14 protein-coding genes are annotated in these 17,159 nt (G+C 72.0%); 7 read left to right on the top strand and 7 right to left on the bottom strand.

Annotation, left to right across the window (positions count from 1 at the left end):
- Positions 1–47 precede the first annotated feature (47 nt).
- Together OG736_RS16520 and OG736_RS16525 are read left to right on the top strand one after the other, a co-directional pair.
- Complete coding sequence (locus OG736_RS16520; protein WP_327183129.1) at positions 48–1,079, top strand: glutamate ABC transporter substrate-binding protein; 1,032 nt, start codon at positions 48–50, stop codon at positions 1,077–1,079.
- A gap of 72 nt (positions 1,080–1,151) precedes the next feature.
- Positions 1,152–2,486 (top strand): hypothetical protein, encoded by a 1,335-nt coding sequence (locus tag OG736_RS16525; RefSeq protein WP_327183130.1) that lies wholly within the window; start codon positions 1,152–1,154, stop codon positions 2,484–2,486.
- Positions 2,487–2,511: 25 nt separating this feature from the next.
- Here the strand turns inward: OG736_RS16525 and OG736_RS47280 are convergent, their stop codons facing one another.
- On the bottom strand, positions 2,512–2,880 hold the full coding sequence (locus OG736_RS47280) for a hypothetical protein (protein ID WP_442817040.1): 369 nt from the start codon (positions 2,878–2,880) through the stop codon (positions 2,512–2,514).
- 10 nt (positions 2,881–2,890) lie between these two features.
- Here OG736_RS47280 and OG736_RS16530 point away from each other — a divergent pair, with 10 nt between their 5' ends.
- From OG736_RS16530 to OG736_RS16545, 4 genes are all read left to right on the top strand, one after another.
- The gene (locus OG736_RS16530) at positions 2,891–5,218 is read left to right on the top strand and encodes a serine/threonine-protein kinase (protein WP_442817041.1); all 2,328 of its coding nucleotides are present in this window, start codon (positions 2,891–2,893) and stop codon (positions 5,216–5,218) included.
- Positions 5,219–5,221: 3 nt separating this feature from the next.
- Entirely contained in the window at positions 5,222–6,754 is a 1,533-nt protein-coding gene (locus tag OG736_RS16535) for a PP2C family protein-serine/threonine phosphatase (protein WP_327183132.1), read from the top strand.
- Positions 6,755–6,893: 139 nt separating this feature from the next.
- On the top strand, positions 6,894–8,240 hold the full coding sequence (locus OG736_RS16540; protein WP_171397301.1) for a vWA domain-containing protein: 1,347 nt from the start codon (positions 6,894–6,896) through the stop codon (positions 8,238–8,240).
- Between the two features lie 48 nt (positions 8,241–8,288).
- Complete coding sequence (locus tag OG736_RS16545) at positions 8,289–9,911, top strand: FHA domain-containing protein (protein WP_327183133.1); 1,623 nt, start codon at positions 8,289–8,291, stop codon at positions 9,909–9,911.
- Here OG736_RS16545 and OG736_RS16550 read toward each other — a convergent pair.
- Entirely contained in the window at positions 9,908–10,927 is a 1,020-nt protein-coding gene (locus tag OG736_RS16550) for a methyltransferase domain-containing protein (RefSeq protein ID WP_327183134.1), read from the bottom strand. The genes OG736_RS16545 and OG736_RS16550 overlap by 4 nt on opposite strands.
- Positions 10,928–11,027: 100 nt before the next feature.
- Between OG736_RS16550 and OG736_RS16555 the strand changes: the two genes are divergently transcribed.
- Positions 11,028–11,441, top strand: a complete 414-nt coding sequence (locus tag OG736_RS16555) for a globin (protein ID WP_327183135.1) — start codon at positions 11,028–11,030, stop codon at positions 11,439–11,441.
- Positions 11,442–11,585: 144 nt separating this feature from the next.
- Here OG736_RS16555 and OG736_RS16560 read toward each other — a convergent pair whose 3' ends face one another.
- From OG736_RS16560 to OG736_RS16580, 5 genes are all read right to left on the bottom strand, one after another.
- Positions 11,586–12,266 carry a DUF8185 domain-containing protein gene (locus tag OG736_RS16560; RefSeq protein WP_327183136.1) on the bottom strand — a complete coding sequence of 227 codons (681 nt, stop codon included), beginning with the start codon at positions 12,264–12,266 and terminating at the stop codon, positions 11,586–11,588.
- Positions 12,263–12,673: an acyl-CoA thioesterase gene (locus OG736_RS16565; RefSeq protein ID WP_142264361.1), complete on the bottom strand. Its 411-nt coding sequence runs from the start codon at positions 12,671–12,673 to the stop codon at positions 12,263–12,265. Before OG736_RS16565 ends, OG736_RS16560 begins: the two co-directional genes overlap by 4 nt.
- 6 nt (positions 12,674–12,679) lie before the next feature.
- Positions 12,680–14,344: an energy-dependent translational throttle protein EttA gene (gene ettA, locus OG736_RS16570; protein WP_020127897.1), complete on the bottom strand. Its 1,665-nt coding sequence runs from the start codon at positions 14,342–14,344 to the stop codon at positions 12,680–12,682.
- A 206-nt stretch (positions 14,345–14,550) separates the two neighbouring features.
- Positions 14,551–15,354 carry a hypothetical protein gene (locus tag OG736_RS16575; RefSeq protein ID WP_327183137.1) on the bottom strand — a complete coding sequence of 268 codons (804 nt, stop codon included), beginning with the start codon at positions 15,352–15,354 and terminating at the stop codon, positions 14,551–14,553.
- Positions 15,355–15,412: 58 nt separating this feature from the next.
- Positions 15,413–16,831: a Cys-Gln thioester bond-forming surface protein gene (locus OG736_RS16580; RefSeq protein ID WP_327183138.1), complete on the bottom strand. Its 1,419-nt coding sequence runs from the start codon at positions 16,829–16,831 to the stop codon at positions 15,413–15,415.
- Between the last annotated feature and the right edge of the window lie 328 nt (positions 16,832–17,159).

The raw sequence follows: 17,159 nt of genomic DNA on the forward strand, positions 1-17,159 counted from the left end.
GGGGCGAACCGGCGGAAGGAGGCGTACCGGTGGAAGGGGGCGTGACGATGCGTGTGCGACGAGTGCGGGCCGGCCTGAAGGGCTGGGGCGGAGTGGGTGCGATGGCGGCCCTGTGCGCCCTCGCGCTGTCCTTCGTCCTGCTGCTGCCGTGGACGACCCGGTCGCCCGGCGACGGGAGCACCGCCCAGGCCGGCCAAGGCATCGCCGCGGGCACCCAGGCGGCCGACGCCGACTGCACCGACCCGGAGAAGCGGACGCCGACGCCGTCGAGCGCGGACGGTCCGACGATCGCGGCCATCAAGGCCCGGACGGGCGAGAAGCGCAAGCTGATCGTCGGCGTCGACCAGAACAGCTACCGCTGGGGCTACCGCGACCCCAACAACACGGGCGCGGAGCTGGAGGGCTTCGACATCGACCTGGTCCACCGGATCGCCCAGGACATCCTCGGCGACCCGAACGCGGTCCAGTTCAAGGCCATCCCGACCAACCAGCGCATTCCGGCCATCCAGGAGGGCCGGGTCGACATGGTCGTACGCACCATGACGATCTCCTGCACCCGCCTCGACGAGGTCGCCTTCTCCGCGCCCTACTTCAAGACGGGACAGCAGGTCCTCGCGCCCAAGTCCTCGACGATCAAGGGCTACGACGACACGCTGGCGAAGAACAAGGTCTGCACGGCGACCGGTTCGACGGCCAACACCAAGCTGGTCGACGACAAGAAGGCCGGCAAGATCGCCTCCAGCGTCGTGATCGCCACCCCCGTGCCCAACCAGCTCGACTGCCTGGTCCGGTTGCAGCTCGGCGAGGTCGACGCGGTGGTCACCGACGGCGCGCTCGCGGCCAGTCAGGCCGCCCAGGACCCCACGGTCGAACTGAAGGGCGCCCCCTTCACGACCGAGTACTACGGCGTGGCCATGAAGAAGAACGCGACGGATCTGGTACGCCGGGTCAACCAGATCCTGGTGGAGTACCGCGCGAGCGGCTGGCAGGCCTCGTACGACAAGTGGCTGTCGGCGACACTGGGCAGTGACGCGACGAAGTCGAAGCCGCCCGCCCCCCAGTACCTGAGCACGAGCTGACGACCGGCGGGCAGGACGGCAGGGCAGGCGGCGGACAGAGCCGAGAAGACCGACAGCAGCGAGAGGTGATCGATGGGCGTCACGGGACCCCCCGGGCCGGTGATGGACCGGGACGAGGTCGACCGTGCGCTGGCGCGGCTCGGCGCGGAGCACGAGGCGATCGAGACCTCGCTCCTCGCCCTCCAGGACCACGCGGGCCGCAGACTCCTCGAAGGCGCCGAACTCACCGGTGTCACCAAGGAGCGCTGGGCGTCCGCGGAGGCGTCGATCACGCTGCTGTGGACGTACTTCGACGCGTACACGGACGCGCTGCGCGGCGCCCGTGACATCCGCTCACGCCGCCGCTGGTCCAGCCGCGAGGACCTGGCGGAGCTGACGGAGCTGCTGCGCGGCGAGTCGGTCACGGTGGCCGGCTCGGCCGCCGCTACGGCCGCCACCGCCAACGCGCCAACGCTGCACGGCGCCGGCCGGCTCAGCCACAGCTTCTCCCTCACCACCCTCGTCGACCGGATGAACGAGCTCTACGCGTCCTCGCTCGACATGGTCGTGACCGCCGACGCGGTGTGGTCGGCGCTGCCCGCGCGGATAGATTTACTGGCCGCGGAGCTCCAGCGCACCCGCCGGCTCGCCCACTCCGTCGGCGTCCGCCCGGGCGAGCACCCGGCAGGAGACGACCTGGAGCGCATCACCCACACCCTGACCTCCCTGCGCGAGCAGGTGGTGTCGGACCCGCTCGCCTTCTGGGTACGCGCGCAGGGCAGTTCGGCGCCCGGCGGCGGCCGTCCGGACACCACGGTGTACGACCGTGAGGCACGCGCCCTGGAGGATGTGCGCCGGGAGATCGACGCGGTGCTGACGGTCCGCCAGGACGCCGAGCAGCGGCTGGTGAAGCTGCGGGACATCCTCAGCCGGGCCGACCGGACGCTCGCCGAGGCGCGCACCGCGCGCGGCGAGGTGCTCGCGAAGATCGCCGCGACGGAGGTGCCGGTGGTCAGCGGCCCGCCGACCGTGCTCCAGGAGCAGCTCGCGACGGCCGCCGAGTACCGCAGGCACGCCCAGTGGCACCGCCTGTCCCCGCTCCTGGAGTCCCTGGAGCAGAAGGCGGAGGACGAACTGCTGCGTGCTCGTGAGTCGTTGACCGCGGTCACCCAGCCACTGGCGGTCCGCGCGGAGCTGCGCGGCCGTCTCGACGCGTACAAGGCGAAGGTCGCCCGGCACGGGCTCGCCGAGGACCCGTTCCTCATCGAGCGCTACGACGCGGCGCGCCGCATGCTGTGGAGCGCGCCCTGTGATCTGCGCGTGGCCGGACAGGCCGTCCTGCGCTACCAGCAGGCGGCCGCCGAACTGCTCACGGCACCGCGCGTGCCGGAGCAGGGCGGACCTCAGGACCGTAGGGGGGAGCAGTAGCCATGAGTCAGGCAGGGCAGGCGTGTCAGCGGCCGGGCTGCGAGGGGTCGTACGAGGATGTGGGCGGCGGCGAGCTGTACTGCGACACCTGCGGTCTGGCCCCGGTCGTCTCGTCCGGGGGTCCCTCCTCCGGGGGAGGCTTGATCGGCTCACCGCCGACCGGGGTGACCGGGGGCGGCAAGGGCTCGGCGGGCAGCGCCAGTTCACGTTCCAGCGGGCGCAGCGCCCGCAGTACCCGTACGTCGTCGCAGTCGTCGAAGTCGCGCCGCTCGGTGTCCGGGCGGCTGTCCCGGTCGCTGTCGGGCAAGTCGACGGGCCGTTCGGTGTCCGTGCGCAGCTCCGGCTCGACGGCCGGCTCCTCCGGGCGGGCCCGGCTCGGCGCCGGCCTGGTCACGGTGCCGCAGGTGCCGAGGCCCGACCCGCGCGGGATGGTGCAGGAAAACCCCGAGGTGCCGGAGCGCAAGCGGTTCTGCTCGCGCTCCGACTGCGGTGCCCCGGTGGGCCGTTCGCGCGGGGAGCGGGAGGGACGCACGGAGGGCTTCTGCACCAAGTGCGGCCACCCGTACTCCTTCGTGCCGAAGCTGAAGGCCGGCGACGTCGTGCACGGCCAGTACGAGGTCGTGGGCTGTCTGGCGCACGGCGGGCTCGGCTGGGTCTACCTGGCGGTCGACCGCGCGGTCTCCGACCGGTGGGTGGTGCTCAAGGGCCTCCTGGACACCGGTGACCAGGACGCGATGGCCGCGGCCATCTCGGAGCGGCGCTTCCTCGCCGAGATCGAGCACGCCAACATCGTGCGGATCTACAACTTCGTCGAACACCTCGACCAGCGCACCGGTTCACTCGACGGCTACATCGTCATGGAGTACGTCGGCGGCAAGTCCCTCAAGGAGATCGCCAACGACCGCCGCACCCCGCAGGGCAAGCGGGATCCGCTCCCCGTGGAGCAGGCGTGCGCGTTCGGCATCGAGGCGCTCGAGGCGCTCGGCCATCTGCACAGCCGCAACCTGCTGTACTGCGACTTCAAGGTCGACAACGCGATCCAGACCGAGGACCAGCTCAAGCTGATCGACATGGGCGCGGTCCGGAGAATGGACGACGACGAGTCGGCCATCTACGGCACGGTCGGCTACCAGGGCCCGGAGGTCGCGGAGGTCGGGCCGTCGGTCGCCTCCGACCTGTACACGGTGGGCCGTACGCTCGCCGTCCTGACCTTCGACTTCCAGGGCTACACGACCGTCTTCGTCGACTCGCTGCCCGACCCCGACAACATCGAGGTCTTCCGCCAGTACGAGTCGTTCTACCGGCTGCTGGTCCGCGCCACCGACCCCGACCCGGCCCGCAGGTTCGCCTCCGCGCAGGAGATGGCGGAGCAGCTGACGGGCGTGCTCCGCGAGGTCGTCTCGCTGCAGAGCGGCCGGGCGCGGCCCGCGCTGTCGACCCTGTTCGGGCCGGAGGTCAAGGTCACGGACACGGAGCTGTTCCCGAAGCCGACCGGCGAGGTGTCACGGCTGGGGGCACGGGTCGCCGTCAAGTCGTCGCGTCTGTTCGGCGGTTCGGGCGCCGCGCCGGCCCTCACCCGCGGCCCGGGCAACGGGACCGCGGCGCCCGGCGGCACGGCTCCGGTCCTGCCGGGCGCCGCCGCTCCCGCCTTCGCCGGCGCGGCTCCCGCACTGTCCGTCGCCGCTCCCGCCTTCGTCGGCGGCTCCGGGCCGGCGGGTGCCGGCGGTGTCGCGTCGCCCGGCGCAGGCAGGGCCGGCGCCGGAAGCACCGTCGCCCCGAGCACTGTCGCCCCCGGCCTCGTGAAGACCGTCCCCGCGCCCGCCGCCGCGCTCGCGCTGCCCGTTCCGCACGTCGACGCCACCGACCCCAACGCGGGCTTCCTGGCCGGCCTGCTGGCGTCCGCGCCGGCCGAGCTGATCACGGCTCTCGCGGCCGCGCCGGCGCCGTCGGTCGAGACCCGGCTGCGGCAGATCCGCGCCTGGCTGGAGAACGGCGACCACCAGGCCGCCCTCATGTCCCTCCAGAAACTGGAGGGCGAACGGCCCGACGACTGGCGGGTGGTCTGGTACCGGGGCGTGACCTCGCTGGTCACCGGCGACCACGAGGGCGCCGCGCTTGCCTTCGACGCGATCTACGACGCCTTCCCGGGCGAGCCCACGCCCAAGCTGGCGCTCGGCCTGTGCGCGGAGGTGCTGGGGCAGCTGGACAACGCCGCCGAGTACTACCGCCTGGTGTGGTCGACCGACCCGAGCTATGTGAGCTCCGCGTTCGGCCTGGCTCGCGTACAGCTCGCGGCCGGGGACCGCCGCAGTGCCGTACGGACGCTGGAATCGGTGCCGGAGTCCTCCATCCACTACACGGCGGCCCGGGTGGCGGCCGTGCGGGCCCGGCTCCGGGAGCGGACCGCCCTCGCCTCCGACGTACCCTTCCTGGAGGACCTCACCGCCGCCGCGGCCCAGGTCGAGGCGCTGGACGCGTACGGTCTGGATCCGACGCGGCGCGAGCAGTTGTCCGCGGAAGTCCTCGGCTGTGCCCTCGACTGGATACTCTCCGGTGGCCAGGGCGCGGGCTCGACCGCCCCGGTGCTGCTCGGCAGCGAACTGGACGAGCGGGGGCTGCGCTTCGGCCTGGAGCGCTCGTACCGCACGCTGGCCCGGCTGGCGACCGGCGGCGAGGAAAGGATCGACCTGGTGGAACGTGCCAATCGTTACCGCCCCCGGACGTGGGTGTAGTTGATGTCCCAGATGCCCCGGCAGGCCGCCCTGCCGACGTGTCCGAGCTGCGCGGAGCCGCTCGACGCGGGTGACCGTTTCTGCGGCGCGTGCGGATACGACCTGTCCGCCGTACCGCCGCGCCCGGACGACCATCCGACCCTCACGATGAACGGCTCGGCCCAGCCGGCTCCCGCGCAGGCGGCGGCAGGGCCGACGGGCCCGACCGTGAGCGGTACGGCCGTGCCGGGTGCCGGCCCGATCGGCGCGAGGGCGAGCGGTGCCGGTTTCAACGGTGCCACCGCGGGCGGTGTCGCCGCTGCGGCACTGCCGCCGCAGTCGGCCTCGGGAGTACCGGTGCCGCAGGGTTCCGGTGCGCCGGTACCGCATGCCTCCGGTGCGTCGGTGCCGCAGGGTCCCGGTGTGCCGCCGCCGTCGGGTCCCGGAGCACCGGTGCCGCCGGCCCCCGGCGCCCCGCTCCCGTCGGCTCCCGCCGCCTCCCCCGCTTCCGGGGAGTCCGATGTCACCGGCGGCGCCGGTGTCTCGGGTGTCCGGTTCGACCGGCCCTCGGAGCCCGACGAGTACGCCCTGCAGGCGCCGGACCCCCGGGTGGCCGCCGAGGCCGCCGTGGTGGCCGAGACCGCCCAGGTGTGCGTGGCCTGCCGGGCGGGCCGGGTCGACGACGACGGGTACTGCGAGAACTGCGGGCACGCCCAGCCGCGTGAACGCGACCACATGGAGCTGGAGTCGGGGCCCATGGCCGCCGTCAGCGACCGCGGTCTGCGCCACCACCGCAACGAGGACGCCTTCGGCCTCGGCCGCACCGCCCTGCCCGACGGCTCGCCCGCGCTCGTGGCGATCGTCTGCGACGGCGTGTCCTCCGCGACCCGCCCCGACGACGCCTCCCTCGCCGCGTCGAAGACGGCAAGGGAGGCACTGCTCGCCGCCCTGCCGCAGGGCACGCACCCGCAGCAGGCGATGCACGAGGCGATCGTCGCCGCCTCGTACGCGGTCAACGCGCTGGCCGACGAGCCGGCCACGGCCCGTGAGCACGCCCCGCACCAGAACGCACCGGCCTGCACCCTCGTGGGGTCGATCGTCACACCCGGGCTGCTCGTCGTCGGCTGGGTGGGCGACAGCCGCGCCTACTGGGTCCCGACGGACCGCAGTTCACCCCCGGCCCGGCTCACCGAGGACGACTCGTGGGCCGCGCAGATGGTCGCCGCGGGCCTGATGAGCGAGGCGGAGGCCTACGCCGACGAGCGCGCCCACGCGATCACCGGCTGGCTCGGCGCCGACGCCTACGAACTGGAGCCGCACACCGCCTCCTTCAAGCCGGACCGGCCCGGTGTGGTGGTGGTGTGCACGGACGGCCTGTGGAACTACGCCGAGGCGGCCGAGGAGATGGCCGAGGTCCTTCCGCCGGACGCCTCGGCCCGGCCGCTGCACAGCGCACGCGTCCTGGTCGGCCACGCCTTGGACGGCGGGGGCCACGACAACGTAACAGTGGCCGTCGTGCCGTTCCCCGCACCCGCGCAGGGGGCAGGATCGGCCTGAGGCCGCAAAAAGGGAAACACCGGAACACACGGGGAAACACGGGAAGCACGGGGAAGCACGCGTACGGACCGGTGGGGACCGGTCCGTATTCAGACATCACCCCGCGAGCGTGGGGTTTCCGAGGGGGATTTGAGTAGGCATGGCCAATTTCTCGAAGTCGAACGTGCCGCAGTTCTCGGTGGACGTCTACCAGAACGAGTACCTGCCGGAGGGCGGTCGCGAGGTCAACGCGATCGTCACGGTGACCGCCACCGGCGGCGGCACGGTGGGCAGCGCCGCGGCCGCGCCGCACCTGTACTCGCCGAGCCAGGGCCCGTCCGCCGCCGTGGCGATCATGGTGGACTGTTCCGGCTCGATGGACTACCCGCCGACCAAGATGCGCAACGCCCGCGACGCCACCGCCGCCGCCATCGACACGCTGCGCGACGGCGTGCACTTCTCGGTGATCGGCGGCACCCATGTCGCCAAGGAGGTCTATCCGGGCGGGGGCCGGCTCGCGGTCGCCGACGCGACCACCCGCGAGCAGGCCAAGCAGGCGCTGCGCCGGCTGAGCGCGGGCGGCGGCACGGCGATCGGCACCTGGCTGCGGCTGGCCGACCGGCTGCTGTCGACGGCGGACGTCGCCATCCGGCACGGCATCCTGCTCACCGACGGCCGCAACGAGCACGAGTCGCCGCAGGACCTCAAGGCCGCCCTCGACGACTGCGCCGGCCGTTTCACCTGTGACGCCCGCGGCGTGGGCACCGACTGGGAAGTGAAAGAAGTCACAGGGATCGCCTCCGCCCTGCTCGGCACCGCCGACATCGTCGCCGACCCGGCCGGCCTCGCCGCCGACTTCACGCAGATGATGGAGACGGCGATGGGCAAGGAGGTCGCGGACGTCGCGCTGCGCCTGTGGACCCCGGTCGGCACCGCCATCAAGTTCGTCAAGCAGGTCGCGCCGACGGTCGAGGAGCTGACCGAACGCCGTACGGAGGCGGGCCCGCGCGCGGGCGACTACCCCACCGGTTCCTGGGGCGACGAGTCCCGCGACTACCACGTGTGCGTCGAGGTCCCGGCCGCGAACGTCGGCCAGGAGATGCTCGCCGCCCGGGTCTCCCTGGTCATTCCGCAACCGGACGGGACGGTCCAGAACCTCGGCGCGCAGGGTCTCGTGCGGGCCGTGTGGACCGACGACATGTCCGCCTCCACGTCGATCAACCCTCAGGTCGCGCACTACACGGGGCAGGCCGAACTGGCGCAGGTCATCCAGCAAGGGCTCGACCTTCGCAAAGCGGGCGATATGGATGGAGCAACGGCCAAACTGGGCCGGGCCGTTCAGCTCGCGAGCGCCTCGGGGAACGGTGATACTGCGAAACTGCTTGCGAAGGTGGTGGACGTGGTCGATGCCACGACAGGTACTGTGCGACTGAAGGCGAAGGTCACGGACGCCGACGAGATGACGCTCGAGACCCGGTCCACAAAGACTGTTCGTGTAAAGAAGTGACCTGAACGCGCTTTTGGGACACCGAAGGAGAGAGGGGGACGCGCCGACATGCCGACCTGCCCGAACGGACACCAGTCGGGTTCCGACGACTGGTGCGAGGTCTGCGGTCACCGCATGGCCGGTGCCGTACCTCCGCCCCCTCCCCCACCGCCCCCGACCGCCGGCGGCTACGGCTTCCCGCCGCCCGGCCAGGGTCAGGGCGGCCAGCCCGGCGGACGGCACCTGTCCTCCGTACCGGACCACGAGCCGGAGCTCTGCCCGCAGTGCCGTACGCCCCGTGAGGGCGGTGCGCCGTTCTGCGAGGAGTGCCGGTGGAACTTCCTGACCAACACGGCCACCTCGTACACCCCGGCCGCCCCACGCCCACCGGCGCCGGGTCCCGGCGCCGGTCCGGGCGGCCCCGGCCAGGGTGGTCCCGGCGGTCCTGGTGGCCCCGGCGGGCGTTTCCAGCCGCCGCCTCCCTCCTACGGGGGCAGTGACTCGTTCGATTACCAGAGCTCCCGCCCGTCCCAGATGAACCGTCCCGCCGAGCCGATCCCGCCGTTCGGCGGCGAGCCCTCGGGCCCGGGCGGTCAGGGCAGGCCCGGTGGCCAGGGTGGTCCGGGCGGTCCTGCCGGCGGTCCGCCTCCGGGCGCCTTCGGACGGGATCCCTCCGGCCAGGGCGGCGACCCCTTCGGACGCGAGCCTTCGGGTCCGCCCTCGGACCCCTACCGGCGTGAGCAGAGCGGACAGGCCTCCGATCCCTTCGGGCGCGAGCCCGGCGGTCCCGGCGGCGACCCCTTCGGCCGCGAGCCCGGCGGTCCCGGTGGCCGTCCTCCGGGTCCGCCCGGCCCCGGCGGGCCGTCCGCCTTCGGCGCCGACCCCTCGCGACCGGTTCCACCGCCGCCCGGGCCCACACCCACGGCCGGTCCCGGCATACCGGGCCAGGGCGGCTTCGGTGGCGGCCAGCACGACCCCAGGAACCAGAACGACCCCAGGAACCAGGGCGGCCCGGGGGCTCCGCAGGCCTTCCAGCCGTCCGGCCCGACGGCCCCGTCCGGCTTCCCGCAGGAGACCGGTCGCCCGCAGCAGCCCGGCGGCCGGCCCTTCGGCGGCGCCGACGACGACTGGGTGATCTCCCCGCCGTCGCACACCGGCCCCGGTCAGGGCGCGCCCGGTGGCCCCGGTGGCCCCGGCCCGGCTCAGGGCGGCGGTGGCTACGGCTACCCGCAGCCCGGCGCCACCCAGGCACCGCCCCCGCCCGGCCCCGCCTACCAGCAGCAGCCGGCGACCTGGTCGGTGACCATCGGCCCGGACCGCGCGTACTTCATGGCGATGATGCACCGCTCGGGCCCCGAGGCCGCGGGGCTCAACCTGCCCGCGTACTCGCCCGAGCAGCAGCGCATGCTCACCGGCAACCAGTTCACCATCGGCCGCCGCCGCCACTCCACCGGGGAGACCCCCGACCTGGACCTGTCGGTGCCGCCGGAGGACCCGGGCGTCTCGCACCAGCACGCGGTGCTGGTCCAGCAGCCGGACGGCAGCTGGGCCGTCGTCGACCAGAACTCGACGAACGGCACCACGGTCAACGGCTCGGAAGAACCGATCCAGCCGTTCGTCCCGGTGCCGCTCCAGGACGGCGACCAGGTGCACGTCGGCGCCTGGACGACGCTCACGATCCGCCGCGGCTAGTCCTCGACGAGGCCCGGCCCCGACGTACCCGACGAACCCGGAAGGGGCCACGCGTACGGCCCCTCCGGTTCGTCGAGCCACGCCCACGCGTGCTCGACGCCGACCGTGATGCCGTACCGCTCCCGCCCCGGCATGCCCTCGCGCTCCCACAGGACGGACGCCTCCTGCGGGTCGAGGGTGCCCCGGGTCAGGGCCAGCAGGAAGCGGAACGTGTCGCTCTCCCTGGCCCGGTGCGGCACTCCGGCGAGTGCCACCTGCTCCGGCTCGGGCCGCTCCGACCCGCGCAACGGCACGAAGTAGGCCGGGGTCTCCAGGAAGTGGCCCTCGGCGTGTCCGGCGTCCCGCACGGTCAGCGCGATCAGCCCGGTGGCCAGCGGCGCCAGGATCAGGGCTCCGGGGGCGCACTGGGTGAGCCAGGCCCGCGGGACCGACGCCAGCGTGCACGTCGCGATGATCCGGTCGAAGGGGGCGCGTTCGGGCACTCCGCGCGCCCCGTCCCCGGTGACGACCGTCGGCCGGTACCCGGCGTCGTCGAGGTGCCGACGGGCGGACTCGGTGATCTCCGGGTCCAGGTCGACGGTGGTGACGTTCCCGTCGCCGAGCCGGTACGACAGCAGCGCCGCGTTGTATCCGGTGCCCGCGCCGATCTCCAGCACCCGGTCGCCGTCCTCGACCCGCAGCTCGGCCAGCATCAGCGCCATCAACGAGGGCTGGCTGCTGGAGGAGAGCAGCACGCCGTCGCGCAGCCTGGTGGCCAGCGGGACGTCCTCGTACGCACCCCGCACCCAGCGCTCCCGGGTCCGCGGGTCGGGGCTCCCGCCCCAGCGCCGTTCGTAGCCGCCGACACCGCCGACGTAGTAGTACGGCACGAAGAGGTGGCGCGGGACCGTCGCGAAGGCCTCCGCCCAGCGCGGATCGGCGCCGAAGGCCCCGCTCGCCTCGATCTCGCGCAGCAACATCGCCCGCGCCGATGCGGCGAGGTCCGCCAGCTCCTTGTCGAGTGCGTCCGCGCTCATGACTCCACTGTGCGGTGCGCGGCCCCGGGAAGCGAGCCGCTGGGAGTGACCGGAGGGGGCGGTCCTAAGCCTCGAGTCCTCCGTCTCCCGGTCTGAGACCATGGGAGACGTGAAAGAGATTCGGCGCGGCACGCTTCAGGAGCAGACCTTCTACGAGCAGGTCGGTGGGGAGGGGACCTTCCGCCGGCTGGTCCACCGTTTCTACGAGGGAGTCGCCGAGGACCCGATCCTGCGGCCCATGTACCCGGAGGAGGACCTGGGCCCGGCCGAGGAGCGCTTCGCGCTGTTCCTCATGCAGTACTGGGGCGGTCCGACGACCTACAGCGAGCACCGCGGCCACCCGCGTCTGCGCATGCGGCACGCCCCCTTCGTCGTGGACCGGGCCGCGCACGACGCCTGGCTGAAGCACATGCGGGTCGCGGTCGACGAACTCGGTCTGTCCGAGGAGCACGAACACACCCTGTGGAACTACCTGACGTACGCGGCGGCGTCGATGGTGAACACCCCGGAGTAGACCGTGACGGGGGACGCGCCGGAGACATGACGGGGGTCGAACGAACCGGGAACGCGGCGGGGGCGTGAAGCGGGAACGCGCCGGGGCGTGACGGGGGTCGAACCGCGGGCATGACGGCGGACCCGGCGCCGCGGACGGCGCGCGTCAGCGCACGCTGACGTCGAGCATCCCCAGCCGCCCCGCCCGCCGCACGGCGATCGACCCGTACGGTGTGCGCAGCCGCAGCCACGCGCCGAGGGAGACCAGTTTCAGCTCCTCCGAACCCGTGGAGGGCCGAAGGAATCCGAGCGACTGGGCCGCGTGCACGGCGCGCACGGGAAGTCCGGTGTCCCCGACCGTCCGGGACCAGATCTCCCGCCCGATCCGGTCGAGTTCGGCCCGCGTCCGCAGCTCGGCCGTCAACTCCTCGGTACGGGAACGGAATTCGGCGACGGCCGCGCCGACCATCGCGCGCAGCGCGTCCGCGGCGGGCAGCCCCGCCTCGGGCCGCCAGCCACCGCGTGGCGGCAGCACACCGGCCCACGGCGGCCCGGTGACGGCCTCGGGAACGGCGGCCGTCGCAGCGCTCTCGTCGACGGACTCCAGCAGCTCCCCCGCCGACACGGTCACGTCCAGCGTGACGTCGAGGCCGTTCTCGTACGGCTTGGCCAGCCGGACCGCGCGGATCGCGAGCACCTCGAAGGAGGGCGGCCTGCCGAAGACGGCCAGCGCGGTGCCGGCCGCCTGGAGCCGGACCGCTGCTCCACGGTCGTAGTGGAGCAGCCGGGAGAGGAAGGCCGCGACATCCGCCGCCTCCCCCTCGTCGGCGAGGTGGAGCACCGTCATGCGGCGACGGCCTCCTCGTCGTCGTCCCGGTACTCGGCGAGGAAGTCACGCTCCTCGGCGGTGAGCCGGCGCGGCCGCTGCGCCTCGAAGTCGAACGGCACGATCACCGTGGAGGCGGTGACATAGATCTGGTCGCCGTCCTTCACCTCGTAGGCGATGGTGAAGGACGCCGCCCTGATCTGGGTGATCCACAGTTCGATGTCGACCGGGGAGTGCCGGTGGACGAGCTGCCGCTTGTAGTCGATCTCGTGGCGGGCCACCACGGACCCCTGCTTGAAGTCCTTCTCCGGGCGGAACAGGAAGTCGATACGGGCTTCCTCCAGATAGCGGAGGAAGACCACGTTGTTGACGTGGCCGTACGCGTCCATGTCCGCCCAGCGCAGTGGGCAGCGGTAGATGTGCCGCAAGATCGATCAGCCCCGGGTCAGCTTCTTGTAGGTGGCGCGGTGCGGACGAGCGGCGTCCGCACCCAGCCGCTCGATCTTGTTCTTCTCGTACGACTCGAAGTTGCCCTCGAACCAGAACCACTTGGACTCACCCTCGTAGGCGAGGATGTGCGTGGCGACCCGGTCGAGGAACCACCGGTCGTGGGAGACGACCACGGCCGCACCCGGGAACTCCAGCAGCGCGTTCTCGAGGGAGGACAGCGTCTCGACGTCGAGGTCGTTCGTCGGCTCGTCGAGGAGGAGCAGGTTGCCGCCCTGCTTGAGGGTGAGCGCGAGGTTGAGGCGGTTGCGCTCACCACCGGAGAGCACACCGGCCGGCTTCTGCTGGTCGGGACCCTTGAAGCCGAACGCGGAGACGTACGCGCGGGACGGCATCTCCACCTGCCCGACGTTGATGTAGTCGAGCTCGTCGGAGACCACGGCCCACAGCGACTTCTTCGGGTCGATGTTCTCGCGGCTCTGGTCGACGTACGAGATCTTGACGGTGTCGCCGACCTTGATGGACCCGGAGTCCGGCTCCTCGAGTCCCTGGATCATCTTGAAGAGCGTGGTCTTGCCGGCGCCGTTCGGGCCGATGATCCCGACGATGCCGTTACGCGGCAGCGTGAAGCTGAGGTCGTCGATGAGCACCTTCTCGCCGAAGGCCTTGGAGAGGTTGTTGACCTCGACGACGATGGAGCCCAGACGCGGGCCCGGCGGGATCTGGATCTCCTCGAAGTCCAGCTTCCGCATCTTGTCGGCCTCGGCCGCCATCTCCTCGTACCGGGCGAGACGCGCCTTGGACTTGGCCTGACGCCCCTTGGCGTTGGACCGCACCCACTCGAGTTCTTCCTTCAGACGCTTCGCACGCTTGGCGTCCTTCTGCCCCTCGACCTTGAGGCGGCTCGCCTTGGTGTCGAGGTAGGTGGAGTAGTTGCCCTCGTAGGGGTGGGCGCGACCGCGGTCGAGCTCCAGGATCCACTCGGCGACGTTGTCGAGGAAGTACCGGTCGTGGGTGACGGCGACGACGGTGCCGGGGTACTTCGCGAGGTGCTGCTCCAGCCACTGCACGGACTCGGCGTCCAGGTGGTTGGTGGGCTCGTCGAGCAGCAGAAGGTCGGGGGCCTCGAGCAGCAGCTTGCACAGCGCGACACGGCGGCGCTCACCACCGGAGAGGTTGGTGACGGGCCAGTCGCCGGGCGGGCAGCCCAGGGCGTCCATGGCCTGCTCCAGCTGGGTGTCCAGGTCCCACGCGTTGGCGTGGTCCAGGTCCTCCTGGAGCTTGCCCATCTCGTCCAGCAGCGCGTCGGAGTAGTCGGTCGCCATCAGCTCGGCGACCTCGTTGAAGCGCTTGAGCTTGCCCATGACCTCGGCCGCGCCGTCCTGCACGTTCTCCAGAACGGTCTTGGACTCGTCGAGCGGCGGCTCCTGGAGCAGCATCCCGACGCTGTACCCGGGCGACAGGAACGCGTCACCGTTGGAGGGCTGCTCGAGCCCCGCCATGATCTTCAGAACGGTGGACTTACCGGCACCGTTAGGCCCGACCACACCGATCTTCGCGCCGGGCAGGAAGCTCAGCGTTACGTCGTCAAGGATGACCTTGTCGCCGTGTGCCTTGCGCGTCTTGCGCATGGTGTAGATGTACTCAGCCAAGAGAAACCGTCCGGCAGCTTGAGATCTGGCAGTGGGCAGGTGGGCAGATACACCCCATCTTGCCTGAGGTCCAGCCCTGGGTGTTAACCCATTCGGCCGGGGGGCTGTGAGCTGGGCTTTCCCCGCTGACGGCGGCGACCCGCCCATCACTGTCGGTCACCGTCGAGCCCCCTGGGGAATCCCGGGACGGTCCGGCGACGGCTTGTTCAGTGTTCGCGGAGGCCGCACTCGGCCGGGTGGAGGACAGAACCCGGCGGGACGCCTTCGAGCGGCGCCGCCCCGAGTCGGACGCACGCGGCGCCGGTCGCGTCGACTGTCAGGCTCTCGATGACTGACGTCGGAGCAGGCCGTGCGGGCGACGATGGGTGCACCTCGGCCGCAACGGGTGTGTCCTGAAGCGAACCCTCGAGAACGGCGAGGGCGATCAGGGTGCCGTCGGCTTGAGGCTCGGTCTCTTCGATGATCAGCCGCCAGTGCCGGTCGGCCTCTGTCAGGAGCCGGCCGCCACCGCGTCCGTGGGCCAGAAGGGCCTCTCGGCGGCTGCGGATGTGCCGTGCCACGGCGCAGCACAACGGGACGTCGGTGCCATAGGGCGTGTCCACCCGGTTGTGGCCGGCGGCCGGGAGGCAGTCGAGCGCCTCGGACAGCAGCCCGAGGGCCGCGGATTTCACCCGAGGCCTCGGGCCGTGTTCGACCAGGTCCAGCAGGATCGGGGCGGCCGCGCAGGCAGCGGGGAACACCATGCCGGCGTGAGCGCAGACGAAGCCCCCGCCGGCCAGAAGCGCTGCCGCGTCGCCCGTCCGGTTCGCGGTGGTGGACAGCGCCAGTTGTCTGAGCGCCTGCCCGACGCGTTCGGGTTCGTCGCACGCATGCCGGGTCGGACGAGGTATCTCCGACCAGTTCACCGCGTCGATGGCTCCGAGGACGTCGAAGGCACCAAGGGCGTCGGAGGCACCGAGTGCGTCGGGGCCACCGAGTGCGTCGGAGGCATCAAGGGCGTCGGGGGGCACCTCAGCATTGTGTCCTCGGTGCCGCTGCCCTGCTGCTGCCCCCGCCCGCCCCCTCCGCTCAGTGACGGGTCTCGTTCTCCTTGCGGCCCACGAGCAGGAGGGCCGCTCCGCCGATGACCACCAGGCCGATGGCGGTGCCGGCGATCAGCGGGGTGGCGCTGGTGCCGCCCGTCGCGGCGAGGTTGGTGTCGTCGGTGGTGGAGGTGCCGCCCACGGTGGCCGGGCTCGGTTCGCTGAGGGTCTGGGTGGTCAGGCCGGCGGTCTCGTCGGCCTGGGTCTCGCAGTCCAGGACGCCGGTGAAGCGGCTCTCGACGCCTTGCGGGCCGTTGATCGTGAAGGCGTAGGCCTGGTCCTCCTGGAGCGGGATCGTCACCGTCCGGGACGCACCGGCCGGGATGGTGTACTCGGTCTCCATCAGCTCGAAGGTGAAGACCTGGTCGCCCTGGTTGACGGCCGTGATGTCCACGCCGGTCCTCGCGCAGTTCTTCGCCGCGGACAGTGCCGGTATGGCGCCCTGCTTCGCCCAGGTGGCGCTCGCCGTCGCCGACACCGTCGACTCGCTGGAACCGGCCAGGATCTGGGTCTGGCTGCGGCTCTCGGAGGTGAAGGCACGGCCGACGGGGACGGTGGTCGAGGCCTGTACGGTCAGCTCGGCCGAGCCGTCGGCCGAGTCGGCCGGCACGTCGAAGAACAGCTGGCTGCCGTCCGTCACCGACGTGACCACCTTGCCGTCCTTGCCGACGATCCGTACGCCGCTGGTGGCGGCGTCCAGCGGAGGTGTCACCGTCACGCCGCCCGCGTTGGTGTGCACGGTCACCGGGCCGAGGAGTTCGCCGGGGTGACCGGAGACGGCGGGCGCCTCGAGGGTGAGCGACGCCTCGGGCTCCGCCACGGTGCGGGCGGCCTTCTGGAGGTAGTCAGCGAGCCGCTCGGCCTGCGTGTCGACCGCGTCGACGTCCGCGCCGTCCGAGTAGCGCCAGATCGCCACCTGGGTGCCGGTGGCAGCGTCCTGTTCGGTGAGACCCCCGTCGATGCCGGCCTTGTCCGCGAGCGAGGCCAGGTCGTTCACCTGGGGGTAGGAGTGCTGAAGGATCCAACGGATGCGGCCCGCGTCCTTGTTGGCGCCCAGCGAGGTGCCGCTCCAGGGTGTCTCCTGGTACTTGGCGTCCTTCTGCGTGGGGTTGTAGAGGTCGACGCAGTAGGTCTGCAAGGTGCCGCCGCCCTCGACGGACATCTCGAACAGGCCTGCCGAGACCTCCTGGTCGCCGCCGTCGGCGTGGATCACCGCGGCGCCGTAGGTCTTGAGGCCGCCTATCGTCGCGGTGGCCCCGCCCTGACTCTGCGTCACCTCGGCGGCGGCGGCCGTGCCCGCGCCGGCGATCGCACCGACGACGAAGAGGCCGGATGCCAGCGCCGCCGCGGCGAGGCGGACCGCCCCTCGCCCGCGTGCGAGCGGCGCGGAGAACGAACAAATCACACAATTCCCCTTCGAGCAGGACCCGTTGATGTGGGGGGTACGGGTCCCACCAGCAGAATCAGAAGCCCCGTGAGCCACGTCCGGCATCCTAGAGACGTCGCGCAGCGCGCTTCCCGGTCATCTCATCGGATCGCCGATCCGACTCGGAATCGTTATCCCCAAGATCGCCCAGAGGTCCTGCTTATCGACAAATCCACTTTGTTGCTCGAACCGCATGCGCCGATAAGCCGCACTTCGGTCGGCGTCGGCGCGGCACGGGCGTTGACGGTCCGTCACCACTCCGTCGCATGACACCGCATCCCCACTCCCTCCCGCACCGCACCACACC

The sequence above is a fragment of the Streptomyces sp. NBC_01334 genome (assembly GCF_035983595.1).
GTDB classification, from domain to species: domain Bacteria; phylum Actinomycetota; class Actinomycetes; order Streptomycetales; family Streptomycetaceae; genus Streptomyces; species Streptomyces coriariae.

Bases quoted from the DNA above. Each gene is read 5' to 3' on its own strand.
- OG736_RS16550 (WP_327183134.1), bottom strand. From the start codon at position 10,927: ATGAGCGCGGACGCACTCGACAAGGAGCTGGCGGACCTCGCCGCATCG.
- OG736_RS16560 (WP_327183136.1), bottom strand. From the start codon at position 12,266: ATGACGGTGCTCCACCTCGCCGACGAGGGGGAGGCGGCGGATGTCGCG.
- OG736_RS16520 (WP_327183129.1), top strand. From the start codon at position 48: ATGCGTGTGCGACGAGTGCGGGCCGGCCTGAAGGGCTGGGGCGGAGTG.
- OG736_RS16555 (WP_327183135.1), top strand. From the start codon at position 11,028: ATGGGAGACGTGAAAGAGATTCGGCGCGGCACGCTTCAGGAGCAGACC.
- OG736_RS16540 (WP_171397301.1), top strand. From the start codon at position 6,894: ATGGCCAATTTCTCGAAGTCGAACGTGCCGCAGTTCTCGGTGGACGTC.
- OG736_RS16535 (WP_327183132.1), top strand. From the start codon at position 5,222: ATGTCCCAGATGCCCCGGCAGGCCGCCCTGCCGACGTGTCCGAGCTGC.
- OG736_RS16525 (WP_327183130.1), top strand. From the start codon at position 1,152: ATGGGCGTCACGGGACCCCCCGGGCCGGTGATGGACCGGGACGAGGTC.
- OG736_RS16545 (WP_327183133.1), top strand. From the start codon at position 8,289: ATGCCGACCTGCCCGAACGGACACCAGTCGGGTTCCGACGACTGGTGC.